Genomic DNA, 21,486 nt, shown 5'->3' with positions numbered 1-21,486 from the left:
CCATGATGCCGCCGCAACGGTTCGGGGTGCGCCGAACCGTACCGGCACTACCGTCGGGATCATGACGCACCCGACGCATGAGCCCGACCCCTCCGATCCGCGCCCGCCGGTCGCGGAGGACGGCCCGCCGACGCCGTTCGCCAGCCTCCATCACCTGGCCGCCCCGTTGCTGCTGCCCAATGCCTGGGACCACGCGTCCGCCGCGGCCCTGGCCGGGCAGGGCTTCGCGGCCGTCGGCACCACCAGCCTGGGCGTGGCCGCTGCCGCCGGTCTGCCGGACGGGGCGGCCGCCACGGCGGGGGCGACCGTGGACCTGGCCCGCCGCCTGGGGGAGGAGCGGTTCCTCTTCACCGTCGACGCCGAGGGCGGCTTCAGCGATGACGTGGCGGAGGTGGCCGAACTGGCCCGGACGCTGTACGAGGCCGGCGCCGCCGGGATCAACCTGGAGGACGGCCGCCCCGACGGCACGCTGGCACCCATGGAGTTGACCGCGGCGAAGATCGCCGCGGTCAAGGAAGCCGCTCCCGCGCTGTTCGTCAACGCGCGCACCGACACCTACTGGTCGGCCCGGCAGGAGGAGCAGACCGCGACGCGCCTCGGATGCTACGAACAGGCCGGTGCCGACGGGGTGTTCGTGCCGGGGCTGACCGATCCGGACGATATCGCCGGCCTGATCTCGGTGCTCGCCGTACCGTTGAACATCCTGTACACACCGGCCGGGCCCACGCTCCACGAGCTGGCGGAGCTGGGCGTACGCAGGGTCAGTCTCGGCTCGCTCCTCTACCGCGCGGCGCTCACTGCTGCCGTGGACACGGCAGTCGCCATCCGTGACGGGCGGCACGCGGACCGGGGTGTCCTGTCCTACGCCGAGGTGCAGGCCCTGGCGGGGACCGCGGAGGATTCCGGCACCCGCCCGCAGGGCCGGTAGCGCCGGACCGCTGCGACGCGCGGCGGAGCGTCGGGCCCGCCGCGCCGCCGGACCGACCGGGAGGTACGGTGCTCGGATCGGTGCACAGGAGGGTGTGGGACATGGTCGGAACGGTGACTGCGGGCCTGCCGCGGATGCGTGAGGACCTCGCCGAGCTCTATCGGGATCTGCACCGCCATCCGGAGCTGTCGTTGCAGGAGATCCGGACCGCGGCGCTGCTGGCCGAGCGACTGCGGACCGCGGGTTTCGACGAGGTGGCCGAAGGGGTCGGTCTCACCGGTGTGGTGGGCGTCCTGCGCAACGGGGACGGCCCGGTGGTGATGGTGCGCGCGGACTTCGACGCGCTGCCGGTCGAGGAGAGGACCGGACTGCCCTACGCAAGCACGGCGCGTGCCGTGGCGGGCGACGGCCACGAAGTGCCGGTGATGCACGCGTGCGGGCACGACATGCACGCCGTCTGCCTGGCCGGTGCGGCCGCGCTGCTCGCGCAGACCCGGGACGCGTGGAGCGGCACACTGCTGGTGGTGTTCCAGCCGGCCGAGGAACTGGCGGTCGGTGCTCGGGGGATGGTCGACGACGGACTCTTCGAACGCTTTCCCCGGCCGGACATCATCCTGGGCCAGCACGTCGGACCGCTGCCCGCCGGCTTCATCGGGTACGGCACCGGACCGGTCATGGCCGCCGCCGACTCGCTGGACATCACGCTCCACGGCCGCGGCGGACACGGGTCCCGGCCGGAGGCGACGATCGATCCGGTGCTGATGGCGGCGAACGTGGTCACGCGGCTGCAGGGCATCGTCGCGCGCGAGGTGCCTCCGGCCGAGACCGCCGTGGTGACGGTGGGCCGTCTGCAGGCCGGCACGAAGGACAACATCATCCCCGACAAGGCCGAACTGGGCGTCAACGTACGTTCGTTCACACCGGCCGTACGCGATCTGGTCCGCGCAGCGGTCGAACGCGTCGTGGTGGGGGAGTCGCGGACGAGTGGCGCCGAACGGGATCCGGAGTTCAGGTGGTTCGCCTCCGCACCCGCCCTCGTCAGCGAGCCGGCGGCCACGGAGAGGACGGTTGCGGCGTTCTCCGAGTACTTCGGTGCGCAGCGGATTCTTCCGATGCCGCAGGTGAACGCGAGCGAGGACGTGGGGGTGTTCGGTGAGTCGCTCGGTGTGCCGACCGTGTTCTGGTTCTGGGGCGGGCTGGAGACGGAGTCGACGGTCGCCGCGTTCACCGAAGGGCGGATGGACGAACTGCCGGGCAACCACTCCCCGTTCTTCGCACCCGTCATCGAGCCGACGCTGAGCACCGGTGTGGAGGCCCTGGTCGTGGCGGCTCTGACCTGGCTCGGCAAGGGGTGACCGCGGTGCGCCCGTTCTGTGGCCGCCCGGGCGGCTGACACCTGCCCGGACAGCAGGACCGGCCGCGGCGCGCCATGTGGGCGCCGCGACCGGTCGGTTCACTGCTCGGGACGGCGGATCAGGCGCCGTCGACCGGAATCCAGCTCGACCACTTCTCGGGCTGGTAGAAGGTGTCCGTGTCGCTGTCGTAGCGGAACACGCGCAACTGCACGTGTCCCTTCTCCCAGTAGTCGTACTTGCACGTGGCCCACGTGTTCACGCCACGGTTGTTGATGCAGACGGCGGCCGCGCGCCCGTAGTCGGTGTAGATGCCGATGGCGGCCGACATGCCGTCCTTCTCCGTGTCGCCCGCCCACACGGTGTCGCCGTAGTGCTTGAAGCAGCCTTCGGCGCCGTAGGCGGCGGTCTGTCCGAGGCAGTCGACCGGCGGCGAGACGGCCTGGGCTGCCGATCCTTCGGCGGGAAGTTCCGGACCCAGCTCCGGGGCCGTCGCCTCGATGATCTCCGCATCCGCCGGGATCGACACGGCCTGAAGCCCGTCCGGCGCCTCGTCGGCCAGTGCCGGTGCGGCGGTCAGGAGGGAGAAGGCGAGAGCCGTCACCCCGACCAGAGCGCTCCATCTCCCATGTCTACGATCGCGCATACGCCGCTACCCCACCCCGGCCGTGAACCACAGGCCATTGCTTCATGAATGTGAACAAGGTGTGAGGGTAGTGGATCTTCGGCCCCGAAAGAAGGGGAAGGGGGAAGGGATGACAGTGCCGTCCGCCACGTCAAGGGCCGTTCGTCCGGCGCGAATCCGGCATACGCCGCGAGGCGGTTTCCGGTCAGCGCTCGCCGTGACGCTCCAGCAACTCCTCGATGCGGTCGAAGCGCTGGTGCAGGACCCGCATCTCCGAGCCGACCGCTTCCTCGCCCTCGCGGGAGACCCGCCGTACGGCCGTGCCGACCTCGCGCGCCTCCTTCTGCGCCCGGTCGACGAACCAGGTGGCGATCGCCGCGGTGACCATGCCGAACGTGGTGATCCCGGCGAGCATCGTCACGGACGCGATGACCCGGCCCCACGCGGTCACCGGGTAGAGGTCGCCGTATCCCACCGTCGTCGCCGTCTCGATCGACCACCAGACGGCCTTGGGGAAGGAGGTGATGTTCGCGCCCGCAGCACCTCTCTCGGCGGGCACGACGAGCGCCGAGCCGGCCAGCAGGACGGCGGCGGTCGCGGACGTGACGCCCAGCGCCGCCCGGACGTGGAAGGCGCGCCACCGCGGGTCGCTCAGGAGGCGGCCGACCAATTGGAAGAAGGACTGCTGCACGGGCGGATCTCCCGGGCGCCGGGTTACGGGAAGGTCTCCGGCGACGCTACCCGTGTGAACGCGCGGTGGAGGCCCGACACACGCCGGAAAACCGGCCGGACCTCGAACATCACGCCCCCCGTCCTGCCGGCTGCCGTCACTCCGTCGTGTGGCGCCGACGGGTCACCCAGGCCGCGATCTCGTCGACGACGGCGGTGTCGACATGGCCCGGCCGTGCGTACTCGGCAGGCGTCGGCCGGCCGCGACCGGTCATGAACAGGTGGTTGGCGTCCGGATGGATCCGGAAGGTCACGTCGGGCCGGTCCGCCAGGGCGCCCCGCCAGCGGTCCAGGTCGTCGGCGACGGTCACCTGGTAGTCCCGGCCGCCCTGCAGGACGAGCATCGGGCAGGTCAGCGAGGCGGCCGTGGAGACGGGATCGTAGGCGCGCAGATCGAGCCAGTAGGCGGCGGAGAACCCGAGCGGCAGCAGCTCCGCCGGGGTGTCGGGTGTGAGGCCGGAGCCCGCCACCAGCGCCGTCTGCCGGACCAGCGCCGCCACCGTCGCGTCCGCGCTCGGGCCGGGGGAGAGCGAGGTGAGGTGGCGGGCCACCCGTACGGCCGCCTCGTGCATCGGCTGGGCGTCCGCCGCGAGCAGGACCAGGCCGGCGACCGACGGCTCGGCGGCGGCGACCCGGGGCGCCGCCTTGCCGCCCATGCTGTGACCGACGAGGTGGACCCGGTCCGCGTCCACCGTCGCCTCCTGCCGGAGCAGCCGGACCGCGGCCCGTGCGTACGGCACGTACTCGTCGGCCATGGTGAAGTCCGGCGGCAGACGGCCGGGCTGCGTGAAGGTGACCTTGTCGAAACGCAGGACGGCCACCTGCCGGGAGGCGAGCCCCCAGGCGAGGTCCTTGAGCGGCTTGTTGGGGCCGCTGCTCTCGTCGCGGTCGAACGCGCCGCCGCCGCTGAGCAGCACCACGGCGGGCCACGGACCGGGGCCGACGGGCAGGCTGAGGGTGCCGGGCACGGCGAGCTGACCGGTGCCGACCACGACCTCCCGCTCGGTGAACCGGTCCGTCGCCGCATAGGACGGCGGCTGCCACTCGGTGCCACTGCCCCCGTCGAGCCGCAGGCCCTGCAACAGGCCGTCCTCGCCCACCGACGTGATCACGGTGAGAGGGCCGTCGGCGCACGTCACCGGGAGGAACACGCGCACCGGGGCGCCATCGCCGGCTGCTGGCACCGGCTCCCCGATCTCCCTGACCCCGCCCCGGCCTGCGGTCTCGGCCGCCCAGGCCAGGCGCAGCGCGTCCGCGGAGACCGCGGCGCGCAGCGGGGGCGCGAACAGTTCCACCACCTCGGCGAATCGCTCCGCCCGCAACAGCTTGGCCAGGCCCCGCACCACGTCGAGCGCCATCACTTCATCCGTTCGCATGATTGAGAAAGGTAGCAGTCATGAGAAGGTTCGTGCATGGATTCCCTGGAGCTCCTGGCCCACCCCATCCGGCTGCGGATCATTCACGCGATGGGCGGCGGACGACTGCTGACCACCACTCAGCTCTGCACCCGCATTCCCGAGGCGTCCAAGGCCACCGTCTACCGCCACATCGAACTGCTGGCGTCCGGCGGGGTCCTGGAAGTGGCCGAGGAGCGCCGGGTGCGGGGCGCGGTGGAACGCCACTACCGGCTGCGCCGGGACCGGGCCGTGATCGATCCGGGCCGCGTCCTGACCGCCGACGACCACAGGCAGGCCTTCGCCACCGCGATGACCGCCCTGCTGGCGGAGTTCCAGGTCTATCTCGACCGCGACGGTGCCGACCCGGTGGCCGACCGGGTCGGCTACCGGCAGCATGCGCTCTGGCTCAGCCCGGCGGAACTCGACGGACTGATCGCCGACCTGCGTGCGGCCATCGCGCCGAGACTGTCGAACGGGCCGAACCCCGAGCGCTCGCAGTACCTGCTGAGCCCGATCCACTTCCCGGTGGAGGGCCCGCGCCAGGAGGGCGAGTGACCGCTCGGCCGCCGTGGCGGCCGGAGGGCCGGCCGACAGTGCCGGGGATGCTCACCGGACCGCTCGCGCTGCCTGAACAGGGCCGCCGCTCCTCGGGCACCCAGGGCGCGATGTGTTGATGTGCCCCTGATCATTTTGGTGCGATCGGGCCAGGTCACGGCGTTCGGCCGGGCGGGGGCGGGCCGTCTGAGGTATGCCGGAATCATGAACTTCCGGCGGTTCGCGCAGTCGCTCCACGTCTCAGGGCGCCCGGGGAAGGCTCTCCTGGTGATGCCCTTCGCTCTCATCGCCGCGGTGACCGCGGTCGACGTCAGCGTGCCGCCGGACGTCCACATGGGCCCGTTCCTGGTGGCGGCGCCCGCGGTCACGGCGTCGTTCGCCGGACCGCGGATGACGGCGCTCGTCGGGGCCGTCGCGGTACTCGCGCAGACCCTGGTCGCCGTCATACGCACCAGCCTCACCGACCTCAACCACACCTACCAGATCATCGCCCTGTTCCTGATCTCGGTCCTCGTCACCCTCTTCGCCCACGTGCGTGAGCGGAACGCGTCGCGGATGACGCAGCTGCGGGCGGTGGCCGAGGCCGCGCAGCGCGTGGTGATGCGCCCGCTGCCGGTGCGCAGCGGGCCGCTGCGCACCGCCTCGATCTACCTCGCGGCGGCGGCCGAGGCGCAACTGGGCGGCGACCTCTTCGCCAGGGCCCGCACCGCCTCCGGGACACGGCTGATCATCGGTGACGTGCGGGGCAAGGGACTCGACGCGATCGGTGAGGCCGCGAGCGTCCTCGGGGCCTTCCGGGCCCTCGCGCACCAGGGTTCCTCGCTGCCCGGCCTGGTGGAGCAGCTGGAGCAGGGCGTCGCCGGGCACCGGGCGGACATGGCGGCCGGCGACGGGGGAGAGGAGGCTGAGAGCACCGCCGAGGGGTTCGTCACCGCCGCCGTGCTCGACATCCCCGACGCGGGCGACGGCCTCTCGCTCATCAACTGCGGACACCCTCCTCCGCTCGTGCTGCGCGACGGCCGGATCACCTCCCTGAACGTGCGGGAACCCGCACCGCCCCTGGGGCTCGCCCACCTGCTGGTCACGCGGTTCACTCCGGAGCCCTTCCGATTCGGCGTCGGCGATCTGCTGCTCCTGTACACGGACGGGGTCATCGAGGCGAGGAACGCGGCCGGGGACTTCTACCCCCTGCTGGAACGGCTCGCCGCGCGCCGCGGCGACACTCCCGACTCCCTGCTGACGTACCTCTGCGCGGACCTGCTGCGCCATGCGGGCGGCAGTCTGGGGGACGACGTCGCCATGGTCGCTCTGGAGCGGCTGCCGGCGGAGGAGCGAGCGGGGCGCGAACACGTCTGACGCTTTCCGGCCTCACCGTGTCGCCTTATGTCCGATCGGATGATCCATAGGTCCATTTGTGCTTCGTCGTGTATCCGGCACAACCATCCCCAGCCCTCGCGGGTCCCAACAAGTGGGAGCAATCAGCTCTCAGGGACACAAGGGGGAAATATGCGAAGTGCGCGCAATATCGCAACTGTCGGAGCGCTGACCACGCTGGTGGCGGGAGCCACGGCGGTGTTCGGGACCACCGCCTCCGCCGCACCCAACGTCACTCCGCAGCGGGTGTGCGGCAGTGCCTACAAGACCGTCAACTCGGTGCCCGTCGGCTCGCTGGGCACCGTCTACCTGACCTACAACCCCTCGAACGGCAAGAACTGCGTCGCGACCATCCGCGCCAACCCGGGCACGGCCAAGGACATGTCGACGTACGTCTACGTGCCCGACACCGACGAGTGGGCCGGGGACAACGGGAACTACACGTCGTACGCCGGACCGGCCTACGTCTACGGCAAGGGCCACTGCGTGAGCTGGGGCGGCAACATCGCCAACGTGTACGTCTCGGTGGACAACTCCAACTGCGCGGCACGCAAGGAGCACCGGGTCACCGAGATCCGCTGATCCGGCGGCCCGCCGGCCGTCCTGAACCGCACCGCCGCTCTCCCGGACCGGCCGTCACACATGCGACGGCCGGTCCGGTCTGCCGGCAATGCGGTTGCCCGCGCGACGGATCACGGGCGATGGTGTCCTGGTGATCATCCCCGCCCGGCCGGGCGGGGAGCGAAGGACGGCGGAGCAGCCTTGACGATCGTGTTCGACACGGCGAGCGGCCGGGTGCGCGGACGACGCCCGGACCGGGGCGTCGTCCGCGTACTCGGGATCCCGTACGCCGAACCGCCGTTCGGGGCCGACCGGTTCAGGGAGCCGCGCCCCCGGCGGCCCTGGCGGGGCATCCGCGACTGCGTGGAGCACGGCCCCGTCCCGCCGCAGTCGGCGGAGCTGCCGGGCGCGCCGCGGTGGTCCCCGGGCGACGAGGACGTGCTCAGCCTCAACGTCTGGACGCCCGAGCGCGAGCAGGGCGCCGCCGAGCGCCCGCTGCCCGTGCTCGTCTGGATCCACGGTGGCGCCTACACCTTCGGGTCCGGCGCCCAGCCCGACTTCGACGGCTCCGCGCTCGTGCGCGCCGGCCTGGTGGTGGTCACCCTCAACTACCGTCTCGGATTCGAGGGGTTCGGCCACGTCCCGGCCGACGGCGCTGACGCCTGCCCGCCCAACCGCGGGCTGCTCGACCAGATCGCCGCACTGGAATGGGTACGTGACAACATCGCGGCCTTCGGGGGAGCGCCGGACAACGTCACCGTGGCCGGGCAGTCCGCCGGGGCGACGTCCGTCGCGTGTCTGATGACCATGGACCGGGCACGGGGGCTGTTCCGGCGCGCGATCGCCCACAGCGCGGTCGGCCCGGTCTTCGCGCCGGAGCTCGCCGCACACCTCACACGGCAGGTGGCAGCCGCTGCGGGAGCGCCCGCGACCCGGGCCGGACTGACGGCCCTGTCCGCACAGGCCCTGGTCCAGGCGTCCGACGCGGTCGTCGACGGATACCGGCAGGACCCCTCCGCCGGGCGCCTCTCCTGGGACCCGGTCGTCTTCGGCCCGGTCGCCGACGGCCGGCTCCTGCGCGCCGAGCCACTGGAACTGATCGCGGCAGGGGCGGCCCCGGACATCGATCTCCTGGTCTGTCACACGACACAGGAGTACTGGCTGCTCGCCGCCGTCGGCAGTTGTACCGAGGTCACGACCGAGGAGGAACTGGCCCGCTTCACCAAGGACTTCGGGCTCCCGGACTCCCTGCCGGCCGGGTATCGCCGTCTCGTGCCCGATGCGGGCGTGCGTGACATCCAGCTCGCGCTGTACGGGGACCGGAGCTTCGGCGAGTACAGCAACCGGCTCGCCGACGCGCAGGTGCGCGCCGGAGGACGCACCTTCCTTTCGCGCTTCGCCCGGCAGCGGGGCGGCTCGGAGCCGGGGGTGTTCGCCTGGCACTGCGCGGACGTGCCCTTCGCCTTCGGGAATCCGGACGAGGAGAGCGTCCGTTTTCTGATCGGCGGCCCGCCCACGCGCGATGACCGGCGGCTCTCGGCCCGGATGGTGGCGGCCTGGGCCGGTTTCGCGGCCTCCGGTGACCCCGGGTGGGAGCCGGCCGGCGCCGCCCCGGGCGACGCGATCAGGATCTGGGGAACGGCGGAGTCCGCTGCGGGACCCGACTTCTGGCAGGACGCCGAGGCGCTGCGCGCCCTGTGGGAGCCGTTCGCCTACCGCCCCGAACTGCCCTGATGCGCACGCACCGACGTGTGCGTGAACCCGTCCGCGTACGTGTCACAAGGGCGGAAGCCGCAAGGGGCCCCGGCCCTGGCGGACCGTGCCGACCGGGCGCGGCTGCCCCACCGGGTTGCCGCGCACGTCCGTCGTGACGACCACGGCCTTGTCGCCCAGGCACCGCTTGTCCCGGTCCGGCTCCTCGCAGTAGAGGACGTACCCGGTGAGTCGGTCGACGGTCCCCGGCTCCAGACTCCACACCCCGCTGAACTCGCTGACCTGCACACGCGGGTGCGTGGCCAGCAGCTGTGTCCTGACGGCCTGCTGCGCGGTGCGGGCGAACCTCTGCTGCGTCGCGAAGGGTCTGACGATCCGCGCCCGCCCCGCGGTGTCGAGCCGGCCGTCCGCCGCCGTATAGCTCGCGGCGTAGTAGGGGCGTGACTGGAGGGCCGCCAGGAGGCGGGTCTCGCTCAGCCGCATCGCCGTCGGCTGGGACTTATTGCCGGCCGGGCGGTTCCCGGCGACCGAGGGCGACGCCAGGTTCACCGAGGCGCCCGGCCGGCCGGCGGGCCGGTCCCCGCGTGTGTCCGACTCCTTCCACTTCCGTACGCACGAGCCGATGTCCGCCAGGACGCGGGTCACGGTGGCGTTGGTGAGGGAGGCCACGATCCACGGGGCGCCGGACGACGGTTCGACCCCGACCACCTCGTAGCCGCAGCTCCGGAACGTACGGATCAGCACGCGCAGCCCGGCCGCCTCGGACCGCCCGCGCTCCACCGCGTCGTCGAGAACTCCTTTGCAGGCATGCGTGTTGCACGTGCCGGCCTCGGCGTCGACCCGCATCCGGACGACCGCGTCGGGGTCGTCGGCCACGGCGAAGGTGATCTCCGAGCCGCCCGACTGCGGGAACAGCGTGCGGGCGCCGATGACCCGGAGCACGCCCGGGTAGTGCGCCTCGGCGAGCTTCTCGGCGAAGCGCCGGTCCTCCTTGGTGCTCACCACGCCGCAGCCGGCGAGTGTCAGTGCGACCGCGCACACCAGCGCGCCGGTGACCCCGGCCCTGAACCTGCGTGTTCCCGGAGGCCCGCCCATGTCCGCTCTCCTCGCCCGTGTGCCGTGCCCGTAAGTCCGGCGCGGCCCCGCTTCGTTCACCTGATGTGAAGGTAGGACCGGGGCTGGCCTGCCGGATGAGTACGCCTACTCAATGTGCGGGCCCCGGCGTCCCCGGGTGTCATCGGTACGCGGCCCGTTCCGGCCGCGTCATTGGCATGGACCTGCAAACGACTCTGGGCTACAGTCCGGATCGGCACACTCTGAGAGCGCTCTCAGACGAGACGCCTCCCGGACGCCTGCTGTTCCTCCCCCACCACGCCGGAACAACAGAAGGGCCAATACCGTGAGACGCACCACGGCTTTACGAACCGCTCTGTCCGCCGTGCTCCTCGTCGGAGCCTGGGCGGGCGCGGGGTTCCCCTCCGCCTCCGCCTCTCCCTCCGCCGCGGACGCCCCCACCGCCGTCGGGACCGACACCCGTCAGGCCTCCACCGGTCTGATCGCCGCCATGCAGCAGGACCTCGGTCTGACGGAAAGTCAGGCCCGGGCGCGGCTCACCGCGGAGAAGACCGCGACCGCGATACAGCCCGAGGCGCGACGCGCCGCCGGAGCCTCCTACGGCGGCTCCTGGTTCGACGCGTCGACGGGCGGCCTGACCGTCGCCGTCACCAGCCGGAAGCAGGCGGCCGCCGTGCGGGCGACGGGTGCCGCCGTCCGCCTGGTGACCCACACCGAACGCAGCCTCGACGCCGTCAAGGCGAAGCTCGACCGGCTCCACGCACCCGCCGGCGTCAGCAGCTGGCACGTCGACCCCGAGGCGAACAAGGTCGTCGTCGACGTCGTCGCCTCCGCGCAGTCTGACAACGATGTCCGCACCTTCCTGGCGCAGGCCAGGAACGCCGGCCCCGTCACCGTCGAGCAGACCGACGAGGCGCCGCGGACCCTCTCCGCCGGGACGGTGGGCGGCGACCCCTACTACACGGGGAACGTCCGGTGCTCCATCGGTTTCTCCGTGTACGGCGGCTTCGTCACCGCCGGACACTGCGGGCAGGCCGGCGCCTCCGTCAGCGGATGGGACGGCTCGGGCATAGGCAACTTCCAGGGATCCTCCTTCCCCGGTGACGACTACGCCTGGGTCAGCGTGGGCAACGGCTGGTGGACCGTCCCCGTGGTCCTGGGCTGGGGCACCGTCTCCGACCAGCTGGTCCGCGGCTCCGCCGTGGCCCCGGTCGGGGCCTCGATCTGCCGCTCCGGCTCCACCTCGCACTGGCACTGCGGAAACGTGCTCGCCACCAACGAGACGGTGAACTACAGCCAGGGCGCGGTGCACGAGATGACCAAGACCAGCGTCTGCGCCGAACCCGGCGACTCGGGCGGATCCTTCATCAGCGGCGACCAGGCGCAGGGCGTCACCTCGGGCGGGTGGGGCAACTGCAGCTCCGGCGGTGAGACCTGGCACCAGCCGATCAACGAGATCCTGAACCGGTACGGGCTGACACTGCACACGGCCTGACGCCGGCCGACCGGTCCCGGGGGCCTGTCGCACGGGAGCACACCGCTCCCGCGTGGCAGGCCCCCGGTGCGCTGCCCGGACCCCGCCCCTCCGGGCCGCGACCACGACCGGGATCCGGCACGGCCCGCGGGACGTACACTCCACTCATGGGTCACACAGATGCGGTGAGGGAGTGCCTGCGACAGGTGCCTCACCTGCTGGGCCCCGCCGCTCCCCAGGCGCGCTGCCGCGCCCTGCACGGTCACGGCTGACCAGGAACCCACCGCAGCCGGCCGCGCCACGACGATCTTCCCGTCCCGGCCGCGCTCCACCGCTCCGCCATCGGAGCCGCACCACCTCCTTCGCTGCGCCGAGCGCAGCACCCCACACCATGCGCAGCTCCCGCGGCGCGCCGTCGGCAACCCCACGACGGCGGCCGACGGGCCGAGCCGCATTTTCGAGAGGACCCCTGCATGAATCTGAGGGAGTTGCTGGCCGGTCACGATCACGAGGTCCTCCTCGGTGATCCGGAGACCCCGATCACCGCCGGAGCCTGCTTCGACGCCCATCGCGTCACACCGGGTTCGCTCTACATCGCCGTTCCCGGGCACGAGGAGGGCGGTCCCGGGGCCGTCGGCCCGGCGCTGGCACGCGGCGCCGTCGCCGTGCTCCTGGAGAGCGGGGAGCCGGAGATCCTGGCCGCCGTGCAGGCCGCCGACACCGGTGCGTGTGTGGTGCGCGTGGCGGACACCCGTATCGCGGCCGCGGTGGTCACCTCCCGCTACTTCGGTGAACCCGGCCGGTCCATGGACATGGTGGCGGTCACCGGAACCAACGGGAAGACGTCGGTCTCGTACATGGTCGAGTCCGTCCTGCGGATCGCCGAGGGCGCGAAGGTCGGCGTGATCGGAACGGCGGGCAGCCGGATCGGTGACGCGCTCATCCCGATGCCCCGCTCGGTCCTGACCACGCCGGAGTCACCGGACTTCCAGTACCTCCTCGGGCAGATGCGGGACCAGGAGGTCGGCACGGTGGTCCTGGAGGCCACCTCGATGGGACTCCTGCACCGCAGGGTGGACCGCGCCTTCCTGGACGTGGGCATCTTCACCAACCTCACCCAGGACCACCTCGACGACCACGGCACGATGGAGCACTACCGCGACGCCAAACTCCGTCTCTTCCAGGGGCTGTGCCGCAGCGCCGTGGTCAACGCGGACGACCCGGTGGGTGCGGCGATCGCCCCGACGATGCCGGGCAGGGTCGCCACCTACGGCATCGACGCACCGGCCGACTACTGGGCCACGGACCTGAACATGAACGCCTTCGGCACCGAGTTCATCCTCCACCACGACGGCAGCAAGTACCCGGCGAAGATCCCCGTCCCCGGGCGCTTCTCCGTCTCCAACGCGCTGGCCTCCGTGGCGGCCTGCCACCTCCTGGGACACGAACTCGCCGGGCTGGTCGCCGCGCTGGAGCGGATGCCCCCGGTCCCCGGCCGGCTCGAACGCTTCGAGACGGCGCGAGGCACGGCCGTGATCGTGGACTATGCCCACTCGCCGGACTCGCTGGACAAGGTCCTCGCCGCCGTAAGGGACTTCGCGCGGGGCCGGGTCATCACCGTCTTCGGCTGCGGCGGAGACCGGGACGTCACCAAGCGGGCCAGGATGGGCGAGATCGCCGGTGCCCGCTCCGACCTGTGCGTCCTGACCTCCGACAACCCCAGGAACGAGGACCCCGAGGCGATCATGGACCAGATCACCCCGGGGCTCCTGGCCACGGGAACGCCGTTCGAGCGCTACGCGGACCGGCGCGACGCGATCGCCTTCGCCCTGGCATCCGCCGCGCCCGAGGACATCGTGCTGGTGGCGGGGAAGGGAAGCGAGCCGTTCCAGATCGTCGGTGAACAGCTCATCCCCTTCAGCGACATGGCGACGGTGCGCGAACTCGCCGCCGCGCAGGACGGATCGCAGGTCTGATCGCGGGGCCGCGGGATCGGCCGGCCGGGCTCCGCGGACACCGCTGGGCCCGGCCGGCCGACGCGGCCCCGCTCACCGCCGTGTCCATGCGGGTGTCCAGGTCTCGCCTTCGGGGCGCTCGGGCCGCATGGCGCCGAGGTGGTCGCGCAGTGTGGCGAGCGCGGGGTGCGGATTGTCCCGGCGCCAGATCAGCGAGTGCGGGTAGACGGGCGTCGGGTCGGTCACCGGGATGCGGCGCAGGCCGTGACCCGCGGGCCAGACGAGGCGGGTCTGCCCGCCCATGAAGGTGGCCAGGGCCGGGGTGTCGGCGATGGTGTCGAGGAGCGCGTCTGAGCCGAAGTTGGGGCCGGTCGCCTCGATGGTGAGGCCGAACTCGGCGACGAGATCGTCGTAGTAGGCGGCCCACTCGGTACCCGGGACGATGCCGGGCATCCAGATCCGGTGCCCGGCGAGCCGGGCGAGCGGCACCGACCGGGCACCCGCCAGCGCATGGGCGGGGCCGGTGAGGAGCTGGAGCGGCTCGTCGACGACCCGGACGGACTCGATGTCCTCGGGAAGGGGGCGACCGGGGACGGCGACGGCGCGGAAGGACGCGTCGATCGCACCGGACCGGACGGCGGCGACGGCCGCCTCGATGTCGAACAGCATCAGCACGTCGAGTTCGATCCCGGGGTGCGCGCGATGGAAGTCGCGCATCAGGCCCGACGCCGCGCCGCGCGAGTTGATCACGTCCACGCGCAGCGGACGGCTGCCGCCGCGCACGGACGCGGACGCGCGCTCCGCGACACGCAGGAGCTCACGCGCGTGGGGCAGGAACGCCTGCCCGTCGATGGTCAGCTCGGCGCCGCGCGCGGTGCGGGTGAACAGCCGGGCGCCGAGACCGCGCTCCAGCGTGGCGATGCGCTTGGAGACGGCCTGCTGGGTGACCGCGAGCTCGGCGGCGGCTTCCTGGAACTGTCCCGCGTCAGCCACGGCGACGAAGGTCCGGACGGTGTCGAGGTCCATGCCGATCCACCCTAGAGGACAACTCCTGGTTGTGGCTTGCGGGCAGTTCGGTTGTTTGACCTGCTGTTGTGCTGCGGGCTTTGCTCCTCCTGGTCAACCTCGGTTTGTGCGGACGGGAGCTTGAGGGGTGGGTGAGCCGGGCATGAGGGGCAACAGACGCCTGGGCCGGCGGTTCGGGTGGCTGTGGGCGGCCTACGGGGTCAGCACGTTCGGCACGTGGCTCGCGTTCGACGCGTTCGCACTGATCGCGATCCTCGTACTGCGCGCCGGTCCGGCCGAGGTGTCGGTGCTGGCGGCCGCGGGGCCGGCGGTGGGGGCCGTGGTGGCGGTGCCGCTCGGGCCGTGGGTGGAGTTCCGGCGCAAGCGGCCGGTGATGATCGCGATGGACCTGATCCGGTGCGTGGCGCTGATGAGCGTCCCCGCCGCGTACGCGCTCGGATTGCTCGGTTTCGTCCAGCTCCTGGTGGTGTCCGTCGTCGTCGGCGCGGCCGACATCGCCTTCAACGCGGCCGGTGGCGCGTGTGTGAAGGCGCTCGTGCGGCCGGAGGACCTGCTCGTCGCGAACGCGCGGTTCGAGTCCACGACCTGGACCGCCACCGTGCTCGGGCCGCCCGCCGGCACGGCCGCGATCGGGTTCTTCGGCCCGGTCATGACCGTGGTGGCCAACGCGGTCAGCTATCTGCTCTCGGCGGCGGGAATCCGCGCGATCGGCGGCAACGAGCCGCAGCCCGCACGCACCGGCGCGCACCGGGGGCGGCTCCGCCCCGGCGACCTGCTCGAAGGATGGCGGCACATCCTGACCCACCGGGCCCGCCCCCTGTTCCTCAACACGGTCCTGGTCAACGGCCTGATCCTGGCGACCTCGCCGCTGCTCGCCGTCCTCATGCTCGGCGGCCTCGGCTTCGCCCCCTGGCAGTACGGTCTCGCGTTCGGCCTGCCCTGCGTCGGCGGCATCGTCGGCTCACGACTGGCCCGCCGGCTCGTCGCACGGTTCGGACGGCACAAGGTGCTGCTCACCGCCGGGGCGATGCGCGCGTGCTGGTCCATCGGGCCGGCCTTCGTCCAGCCCGGCGTGGCCGGGCTCGCGCTCGTCGTCGCGGTCGAGTTCGGACTGATCACCTGCATGGGCGTGTTCAACCCGGTGTTCGCCACCTACCGGCTCGAGCAGGTCCCACCCGACCGGATCGCCCGCACGCTGTCGGCGTGGTCGGTCACCAGCAAACTCACCATCGCGGCGCTGACCGCACTCTGGGGTCTGCTGGCGGCCCTCAGCGGCCCCCGTACCGCCATCGCCATCGCCGGTCTGCTCCTCCTGACGACCCCCTTGCTGCTTCCCGGGCAGGACCACGCGCCGCACCACGAGGGCGACCCGGTCGCGAGCAACCCGTGACACACCGCGACCGCGGGCCAGGACACCGGCACCCGGTCCATGGACCGGGTGCCCGTCATGGGATCAGGCCAGCCTCAGATCGACGAACGGCACGCTGTCGCCCGGCAGTACGTACCGATCCGTCTCGACGAATCCATGGCCGAGCGCGAAGCGCAGCCCCTCCGGGTTCGACGCGAGGACACAGGTCTCGATCACGTCGGCGCCGAGCGCACGGGCCTCCGCCAGGCCACGCGCGTACAACTGACCGCCGAACCCCTGGCCGCGGTGATCCGGCAGCACCCGCGCGATCACGGTGGCCACCGAAGCGCCATCGGCCGGCGGCCGCACGGTCGAGCAGCCCACCGCAACGTCGTCGAGGTATGCGACGGCCAGCAGGTTGCGGCCGGCGCGTTCGGTCACCTCCGCGAGCGACAGCACCGCGGTGGGAATGATCGTGTTGTGGACGCGGCGCCAGTCCAGGAGCATGGCGTCGCCGTCCACCCGCTCGATGCGAAGGTCACTCATCGCAGCAGGGAACCGTGTGAACACCCCTGCGTCAACTCGGTTCCGCCGGGCAGACCGCTGAGAGCACATCCCGACGGACGGACGTCGATGGTCAGTCCCCGCCGGGCAGCGCCGAGAAATGTGTTGCCGCAGGCCGGAGCTGCTGACAGGCTTCGCGGCATGTCCGACAACCGATCCAGCGCCAGCCACGGGGTGGCCGCCCTCTTCTCGCACGGCCGTCTCACGGCGATCCCGCGCAAGACGGCCCGCCGCGAGCAACTCCTCGTCCACCTCACGGAAACGCTGTTCGAGCCCGGCCGGACGTACACCGAACGTGAGGTCAACGACGCCCTTCTCACCGTTCACGAGGACTGCGCGGCTCTGCGCCGCTACATGGTCATCGGCGGCCTGCTGACCCGGACGAAGGACGGCGTCAGCTATCGGCGCGCCCAGGATCCGGCGGCATGACGGACCGGCCCGCAGGGCGGGCGATCGCCCGGCCCGGTGATCAGCCGCCGAGCGGACGCGCGGTGAACCCCGCCCGGGCGGCGAGCGCGGTGAGTTCCTCGACCCGTGCGGCGCGCAGGCCCACCACGGGATAGCAGTCCGACTCGATGTCGAGGACGACGAGCGCCCCGCCGACCTCGCGGTAGTGCCGCCCGCACGTCTCCAGGAACTCATGGGTCGGCAGGCGCATGTCGCCCTCCTCGAACAGCACCCAAGGATCCACGGACGGCCGCGAGTCGAGCCCGCGCAGCTGGGAGCGTATCTCCGCGGAGTCCTCCTTCCAGTCCAGCTCCGCCAGCAGCCGGTGGTCGGCCAGCGCGTCGATGAGCGCTATCCAGGCGAGGTCGGGCACCGGCGCGTCGATACCCCGGTCCGCCAGCGCGCCGGCGTGGGCGCGCACGTACGCCCCGGGATCGTCGACGGCGTGCAGCACCCGGTCACCGACGGCCTGATGGGCGGGTGCGAGCAGCGCCGCCGCGGCGGCGAGCGAGGTGCGGGTGTCGTCGGCCACGGACATGGTGAGCGCTCCTTCGGCAGCCGTACGACTGCGTCCGACAGTGAGAGGCGGACACCCGGTCGGGCATCCGTCGAAAACCCTGCCACGGGGGTATGACAACGGGCCCGGCCGCAGCCCCTGTCAGTCCTCCAGGACGGCGATGTCGAGCCCGCGGATCCGGTCGGGGTCCGCGACGACATCGATCTCGGTGATCAGGTCGTCCACGAGGGTGAAGCCGAGGACCAGGCGCAGCCGCCCGAGCGGCGCCATCGCCAGTGCGACCGATCCGTCGACGAGCGCGATCCCGGTGAACAGGGCCCGTCCGGTGGCCGCCATCGCGCCCTGCGCGACGGTGTGGGCGCCCCGGACCACGACGGGCTCCGGTGTGGGAACGACCGAGCGGTCGGCACGCAGGACCACATCGGGATGAAGCAGCGCGACCAACGCGTCGAAGTCCCCGCCGCGGGACGCCGCCAGGAAGGCCTCCACGACCCGCCGGCGACGTGCCAGATCCGCGACGGGCGCCGCACCACCGCCCTTGACCCGGCGGCGGGCCCGGCTCGCGAGCTGCCGGGCGGAGTCCGCCGACCGGTCGAGCAGCGTGCCGATCTCGTCGAACGGCACCGCGAACATGTCGTGGAGCACGAACGCCAGACGCTCCGCGGGCGCCAGCGTGTCCAGCACCACCAACAGGGCCAGTCCGACCGAGTCGGCCAGCACGGCCTCCTGCTCCGGGTCGTCCCCCTCGCCGGGACCGGACGTCCGGTCGTACGCGTCGATGGGATCCTCACGCCGGGTACGGCGGGAGCGGAGCATGTTCAGGCAGACCCGGCCGACGACGGTGGTCAGCCAGCCGGTGAGGTTCCGGACCTCGCTGATGTCGGCCTGAGAGGCCCTCAGCCACGACTCCTGGAGGGCGTCGTCGGCCTCGGCCGCCGAACCGAGCATCCGGTAGGCCACCGCCTTCAGATGGCTCCTGTCCGTCTCGAACCGCTCGGCCAGTGCGGTGCGGTCGTCCATCGGTCGCGTTCCTCCGTCGGCGGGTGTCCCGGAAGGGGAATGTCAGGTGGCAGGGGATCCGCCGGGGATGCGGGGAGCCGTCATGGAACCGGGGACCGGAGCGTGACGGCAGCCCCGCCGCCTCCCGTGCGGTCAGACGCCGGCCGCCCGCGCGGCCTCGTACACCTCGGTCGCCACGTCGACGTACTCCGACACGTCACGCAGCTGCGTCTGGAGGTCCAGCATGATCTCCGGCACGCCCGTGGCGGCGTGGGCGGCGAGGTCCTCGACGATCTGCGCGGTGTTGCCGTGGAACGGCTTCCGGTCCGGGCCGGCCACAGGGGTCGCGCTGTACCGCGCGTTGGCACGGGCACAGACTCCGACCGGACGCTCGCGTCCCCGCTCGGCCGCGAGGTCCTGGAGCTGCCGCCACTGCTCGGACAGCTGCGCGGGGCCCATGGCGACGGGCATCCAGCCGTCGGCCCGGTCGACCAGACGGCGCCTGGCCCGGGAGCTGCCGGCCGGCAGGTAGACGGGGATCGGGCGGGCCGGCTTGGGCCCCACCTCGGACGGCGCGATCGTGGTCAGATCCCCCTTGTACGAGACGGGGTCCGGACCCCAGACGGCCGCGCACACGTCCAGCAGCTCGTCCAGCACCGCGCCGCGCTTCTCGAAGGGGGCGACGGAGGCGGCCGCGTACTCGTCCAGGGACCATCCCGTACCCAGCCCGGCGACCACGCGGCCGCCGCTGGCGGCGTCGAGTGTGGCCAGCGAACGAGCGAGCTGGAAGGGCACGTGCAGCGGGGCGACGAGGACACTGGTGCCGAGCCGGGCCCGCTCCGTGGCCGCGGCGGCCAGCGTCAGCGTGATCAGCGGGTCGGAGACGCCGCGGTAGTGCTCGGGCCAGGCCAGCCCCGGAACCCCGTACAGACCCTGTGTCGCAGGCTCGGGGAACAGCACCCGCTCGAACACCCACAGGCTCTCGTATCCCACGGCCTCCGCGGCGCGCGCCGCGGTGGCGACGTCACGGCTGAGGTCGTACTGCTTCGTCTGGGGAAGACCAAGACCGAGTGCGATCGGCATACGTGTGCTCCCTCTGTGTGAGTGGCTACCACAACTACCCTACGACAGGGCGTTCCTGACGTGCCGACCGGTCGGAGCCGGCGACGGGGGAGCGGGCGGGCGGCGGCGCGTCAGCCGACGAGGGCCTGGGTGCCGAGCACCGTGAGCAGTGCCAGGCGTTCGGCGTCCTCGGTGCCCGGCTCGGCCGTGTAGACCATGATGCGCAGCTCGCTGCCCTCCACGGTCAGGACGTCGCAGTCGAGCGTGAGCGCTCCGACGTGCGGATGGTCGATCGTCTTGCGCGCGGAACGGTGCTGCCCCACGGTGCCGGACTCCCACAGGGCGGCGAACCGGTCGCTGCCCGCGCGCAGTTCCGCCACCAGTCCGCGCAGCCGCGGATCGGCGGGGTAGCGGTCGGCGACCGCGTGCAGGTCGGCCGCCAGCGCGGCTTCCAGCTCACGTCGCGACTCCTCGGTGTGACGTACCCGCCCCGGCCGTCCGAGGAAGTTGCGCCACACGCCGTTCCGCTCGTGGCCGCGCCACCCCGAGGGGTCGCCCATCAGGGCCGCGTAGGGCGGGTTGGCCAGCAGGAGCGTCCACGAGGCGTCGTGGACCGCCAGCGGGGTCGCGCCCAGGCGGTCGATCAGCCGGTGGACACCCGGCGTGATGTACGCGGGCACCGTGTCCCGGCCCGGTGGGACGAGGCCTGCCAGCCCGAACAGGTGCGTCCGCTCCGTCCCCGACAGCCGCAGCGCCCTGCCCAGGGCTTCGACGACCTGGGCCGAGGGGTTCGAGGCCCGGCCCTGTTCCAGCCGGGTGACGTAGTCGGCGGAGATGCCCGCGAGCAGGGCCAGCTCCTCACGGCGCAGTCCGGCCGCACGCCGCTGCCCGCCGGCGGGAAGCCCGGCCGCCTGCGGCGGAACCCGGTCGCGCCAGCGTCGCAGTGCCTGTCCGAACTCCGACGTCGCCATACCCCTCAGTGTGCCCCGAGGGCCGCGTGTCTTCCTGGTACCGGCAGTCCCAGGAAGACGGGACGTCTGGCTGCGCCCGGCCATCCGCCGCAATCTGGACCCATGACCACCACACTGATCACCGGAGCGAACAAGGGCCTGGGCCGCGAGACCGCCCGCCAGCTGGTCGCCGCAGGCCACACCGTCTACATCGGAAGCCGGGACGCCGGGCGCGGGCGCCTCGCCGCAGAGGAACTGGGTGCACGAACGGTCGTTCTCGACGTCACCGACGACGCGTCCGTCGAAGCCGCCGCCCGCGCCATCGAGGCGGACGGCGGACTGGACGTACTGATCAACAACGCGGGCGTCGAAGGCCGGGGCGCGGAGAACGAGGTGATCGGCGCCGCGGATGTCACCGCCGACATGATGCGCCGGACCTTCGAGACGAACGTCTTCGGCACGGTACGCGTCACCCACGCGTTCCTGCCCCTGCTGCGGCGGTCCGCCGCCCCGGTCGTCGTGAACCTCAGCAGCGGACTCGCCTCGCTGGCCCGCGTCACCGACCCCGGCACCCCGACGCACGCCTACCCGGGTGTGGCGTATCCCGCCTCGAAGACCGCGGTGAACATGATCACCGTGCAGTACGCCAAGGCGTTCCCGGACATCCGGATCAACGCCGTGGAACCCGGCTACACGAAGACCGATCTCAACGGGAACACCGGCGTCCAGACGGTCGAGCAGGGCGCCGCGATCATCGTCCGGATGGCGCTCCTGGGCCCCGACGGGCCCACCGGGGGCTTCTTCTCCGCCGAGGGTCCGCTGCCGTGGTGACGGCG

General features: G+C 72.3%; 20 protein-coding genes and 1 pseudogene. 11 read left to right on the top strand and 10 right to left on the bottom strand.

Translation table 11 applies throughout. The features are described 5' to 3' along the window. Positions 1-124: 124 nt before the first annotated feature. Both OG408_RS02755 and OG408_RS02750 read left to right on the top strand, forming a co-directional pair. A pseudogene (locus OG408_RS02755) lies at positions 125-928 on the top strand (isocitrate lyase/PEP mutase family protein); the annotation flags it as partial. Positions 929-1,029: 101 nt separating this feature from the next. Then, a complete protein-coding gene (locus tag OG408_RS02750; RefSeq protein ID WP_326667940.1) occupies positions 1,030-2,283 on the top strand; it encodes an amidohydrolase in 1,254 nt (417 codons plus the stop codon). Between the two features lie 118 nt (positions 2,284-2,401). Here OG408_RS02750 and OG408_RS02745 read toward each other — a convergent pair whose 3' ends face one another. The 3 genes from OG408_RS02745 to OG408_RS02735 form a co-directional block, all read right to left on the bottom strand. After that, on the bottom strand, positions 2,402-2,926 hold the full coding sequence (locus OG408_RS02745; RefSeq protein WP_266787269.1) for a hypothetical protein: 525 nt from the start codon (positions 2,924-2,926) through the stop codon (positions 2,402-2,404). Positions 2,927-3,110: 184 nt separating this feature from the next. Next, positions 3,111-3,596, bottom strand: coding sequence for a potassium channel family protein (locus OG408_RS02740; RefSeq protein ID WP_266787271.1), 486 nt, complete (start codon positions 3,594-3,596; stop codon positions 3,111-3,113). A gap of 136 nt (positions 3,597-3,732) precedes the next feature. Further along, entirely contained in the window at positions 3,733-5,010 is a 1,278-nt protein-coding gene (locus OG408_RS02735; protein ID WP_326667936.1) for an alpha/beta hydrolase family protein, read from the bottom strand. Positions 5,011-5,046: 36 nt separating this feature from the next. Here OG408_RS02735 and OG408_RS02730 point away from each other — a divergent pair, with 36 nt between their 5' ends. From OG408_RS02730 to OG408_RS02715, 4 genes are all read left to right on the top strand, one after another. Continuing rightward, complete coding sequence (locus tag OG408_RS02730; RefSeq protein WP_285564046.1) at positions 5,047-5,586, top strand: helix-turn-helix domain-containing protein; 540 nt, start codon at positions 5,047-5,049, stop codon at positions 5,584-5,586. 270 nt (positions 5,587-5,856) lie between these two features. Continuing rightward, entirely contained in the window at positions 5,857-6,942 is a 1,086-nt protein-coding gene (locus OG408_RS02725; RefSeq protein WP_326667933.1) for a PP2C family protein-serine/threonine phosphatase, read from the top strand. Positions 6,943-7,092: 150 nt separating this feature from the next. Next, positions 7,093-7,542, top strand: a complete 450-nt coding sequence (locus tag OG408_RS02720; protein ID WP_266787279.1) for a spore-associated protein — start codon at positions 7,093-7,095, stop codon at positions 7,540-7,542. 189 nt (positions 7,543-7,731) lie between these two features. After that, positions 7,732-9,255 carry a carboxylesterase/lipase family protein gene (locus OG408_RS02715; RefSeq protein ID WP_266787607.1) on the top strand — a complete coding sequence of 508 codons (1,524 nt, stop codon included), beginning with the start codon at positions 7,732-7,734 and terminating at the stop codon, positions 9,253-9,255. A 42-nt stretch (positions 9,256-9,297) separates the two neighbouring features. On the opposite strand, the gene OG408_RS02710 is transcribed toward OG408_RS02715, so the two are convergent. Further along, entirely contained in the window at positions 9,298-10,329 is a 1,032-nt protein-coding gene (locus tag OG408_RS02710) for an SCO7460 family lipoprotein (RefSeq protein WP_285564045.1), read from the bottom strand. Between the two features lie 304 nt (positions 10,330-10,633). Here OG408_RS02710 and OG408_RS02705 point away from each other — a divergent pair, with 304 nt between their 5' ends. Beyond that, positions 10,634-11,803, top strand: a complete 1,170-nt coding sequence (locus OG408_RS02705) for a S1 family peptidase (protein ID WP_266787283.1) — start codon at positions 10,634-10,636, stop codon at positions 11,801-11,803. A 452-nt stretch (positions 11,804-12,255) separates the two neighbouring features. Beyond that, positions 12,256-13,758 carry a UDP-N-acetylmuramoyl-L-alanyl-D-glutamate--2,6-diaminopimelate ligase gene (locus OG408_RS02700; RefSeq protein WP_326667930.1) on the top strand — a complete coding sequence of 501 codons (1,503 nt, stop codon included), beginning with the start codon at positions 12,256-12,258 and terminating at the stop codon, positions 13,756-13,758. A gap of 72 nt (positions 13,759-13,830) precedes the next feature. Here OG408_RS02700 and OG408_RS02695 read toward each other — a convergent pair whose 3' ends face one another. Beyond that, positions 13,831-14,763 (bottom strand): LysR family transcriptional regulator, encoded by a 933-nt coding sequence (locus tag OG408_RS02695; RefSeq protein WP_266787287.1) that lies wholly within the window; start codon positions 14,761-14,763, stop codon positions 13,831-13,833. A 142-nt stretch (positions 14,764-14,905) separates the two neighbouring features. Between OG408_RS02695 and OG408_RS02690 the strand changes: the two genes are divergently transcribed. Continuing rightward, positions 14,906-16,153, top strand: a complete 1,248-nt coding sequence (locus OG408_RS02690) for an MFS transporter (RefSeq protein WP_326667927.1) — start codon at positions 14,906-14,908, stop codon at positions 16,151-16,153. A gap of 63 nt (positions 16,154-16,216) precedes the next feature. Here OG408_RS02690 and OG408_RS02685 read toward each other — a convergent pair whose 3' ends face one another. Next, positions 16,217-16,657 (bottom strand): GNAT family N-acetyltransferase, encoded by a 441-nt coding sequence (locus tag OG408_RS02685; RefSeq protein WP_285564041.1) that lies wholly within the window; start codon positions 16,655-16,657, stop codon positions 16,217-16,219. Positions 16,658-16,816: 159 nt separating this feature from the next. Between OG408_RS02685 and OG408_RS02680 the strand changes: the two genes are divergently transcribed. Beyond that, positions 16,817-17,104, top strand: a complete 288-nt coding sequence (locus OG408_RS02680) for a DUF2087 domain-containing protein (RefSeq protein WP_266787293.1) — start codon at positions 16,817-16,819, stop codon at positions 17,102-17,104. A gap of 40 nt (positions 17,105-17,144) precedes the next feature. Here OG408_RS02680 and OG408_RS02675 read toward each other — a convergent pair whose 3' ends face one another. From OG408_RS02675 to OG408_RS02660, 4 genes are all read right to left on the bottom strand, one after another. Continuing rightward, complete coding sequence (locus OG408_RS02675; RefSeq protein ID WP_266787295.1) at positions 17,145-17,660, bottom strand: DUF6630 family protein; 516 nt, start codon at positions 17,658-17,660, stop codon at positions 17,145-17,147. A gap of 120 nt (positions 17,661-17,780) precedes the next feature. After that, positions 17,781-18,659 (bottom strand): sigma-70 family RNA polymerase sigma factor, encoded by an 879-nt coding sequence (locus OG408_RS02670; protein WP_326667924.1) that lies wholly within the window; start codon positions 18,657-18,659, stop codon positions 17,781-17,783. A gap of 132 nt (positions 18,660-18,791) precedes the next feature. Continuing rightward, entirely contained in the window at positions 18,792-19,721 is a 930-nt protein-coding gene (locus OG408_RS02665; RefSeq protein ID WP_266787299.1) for an LLM class F420-dependent oxidoreductase, read from the bottom strand. A 110-nt stretch (positions 19,722-19,831) separates the two neighbouring features. Then, the gene (locus OG408_RS02660) at positions 19,832-20,671 is read right to left on the bottom strand and encodes a helix-turn-helix transcriptional regulator (RefSeq protein WP_266787302.1); all 840 of its coding nucleotides are present in this window, start codon (positions 20,669-20,671) and stop codon (positions 19,832-19,834) included. Between the two features lie 102 nt (positions 20,672-20,773). Here OG408_RS02660 and OG408_RS02655 point away from each other — a divergent pair, with 102 nt between their 5' ends. Then, positions 20,774-21,481: an SDR family oxidoreductase gene (locus tag OG408_RS02655; protein WP_266787304.1), complete on the top strand. Its 708-nt coding sequence runs from the start codon at positions 20,774-20,776 to the stop codon at positions 21,479-21,481. Positions 21,482-21,486 lie beyond the last annotated feature (5 nt).

It is taken from the genome of Streptomyces sp. NBC_01257, assembly GCF_035917255.1.
Classification (GTDB): domain Bacteria; phylum Actinomycetota; class Actinomycetes; order Streptomycetales; family Streptomycetaceae; genus Streptomyces.
Note: the sequence above shows the minus strand (reverse complement) of the source record. Positions and strands in the feature narration are given on the sequence as shown.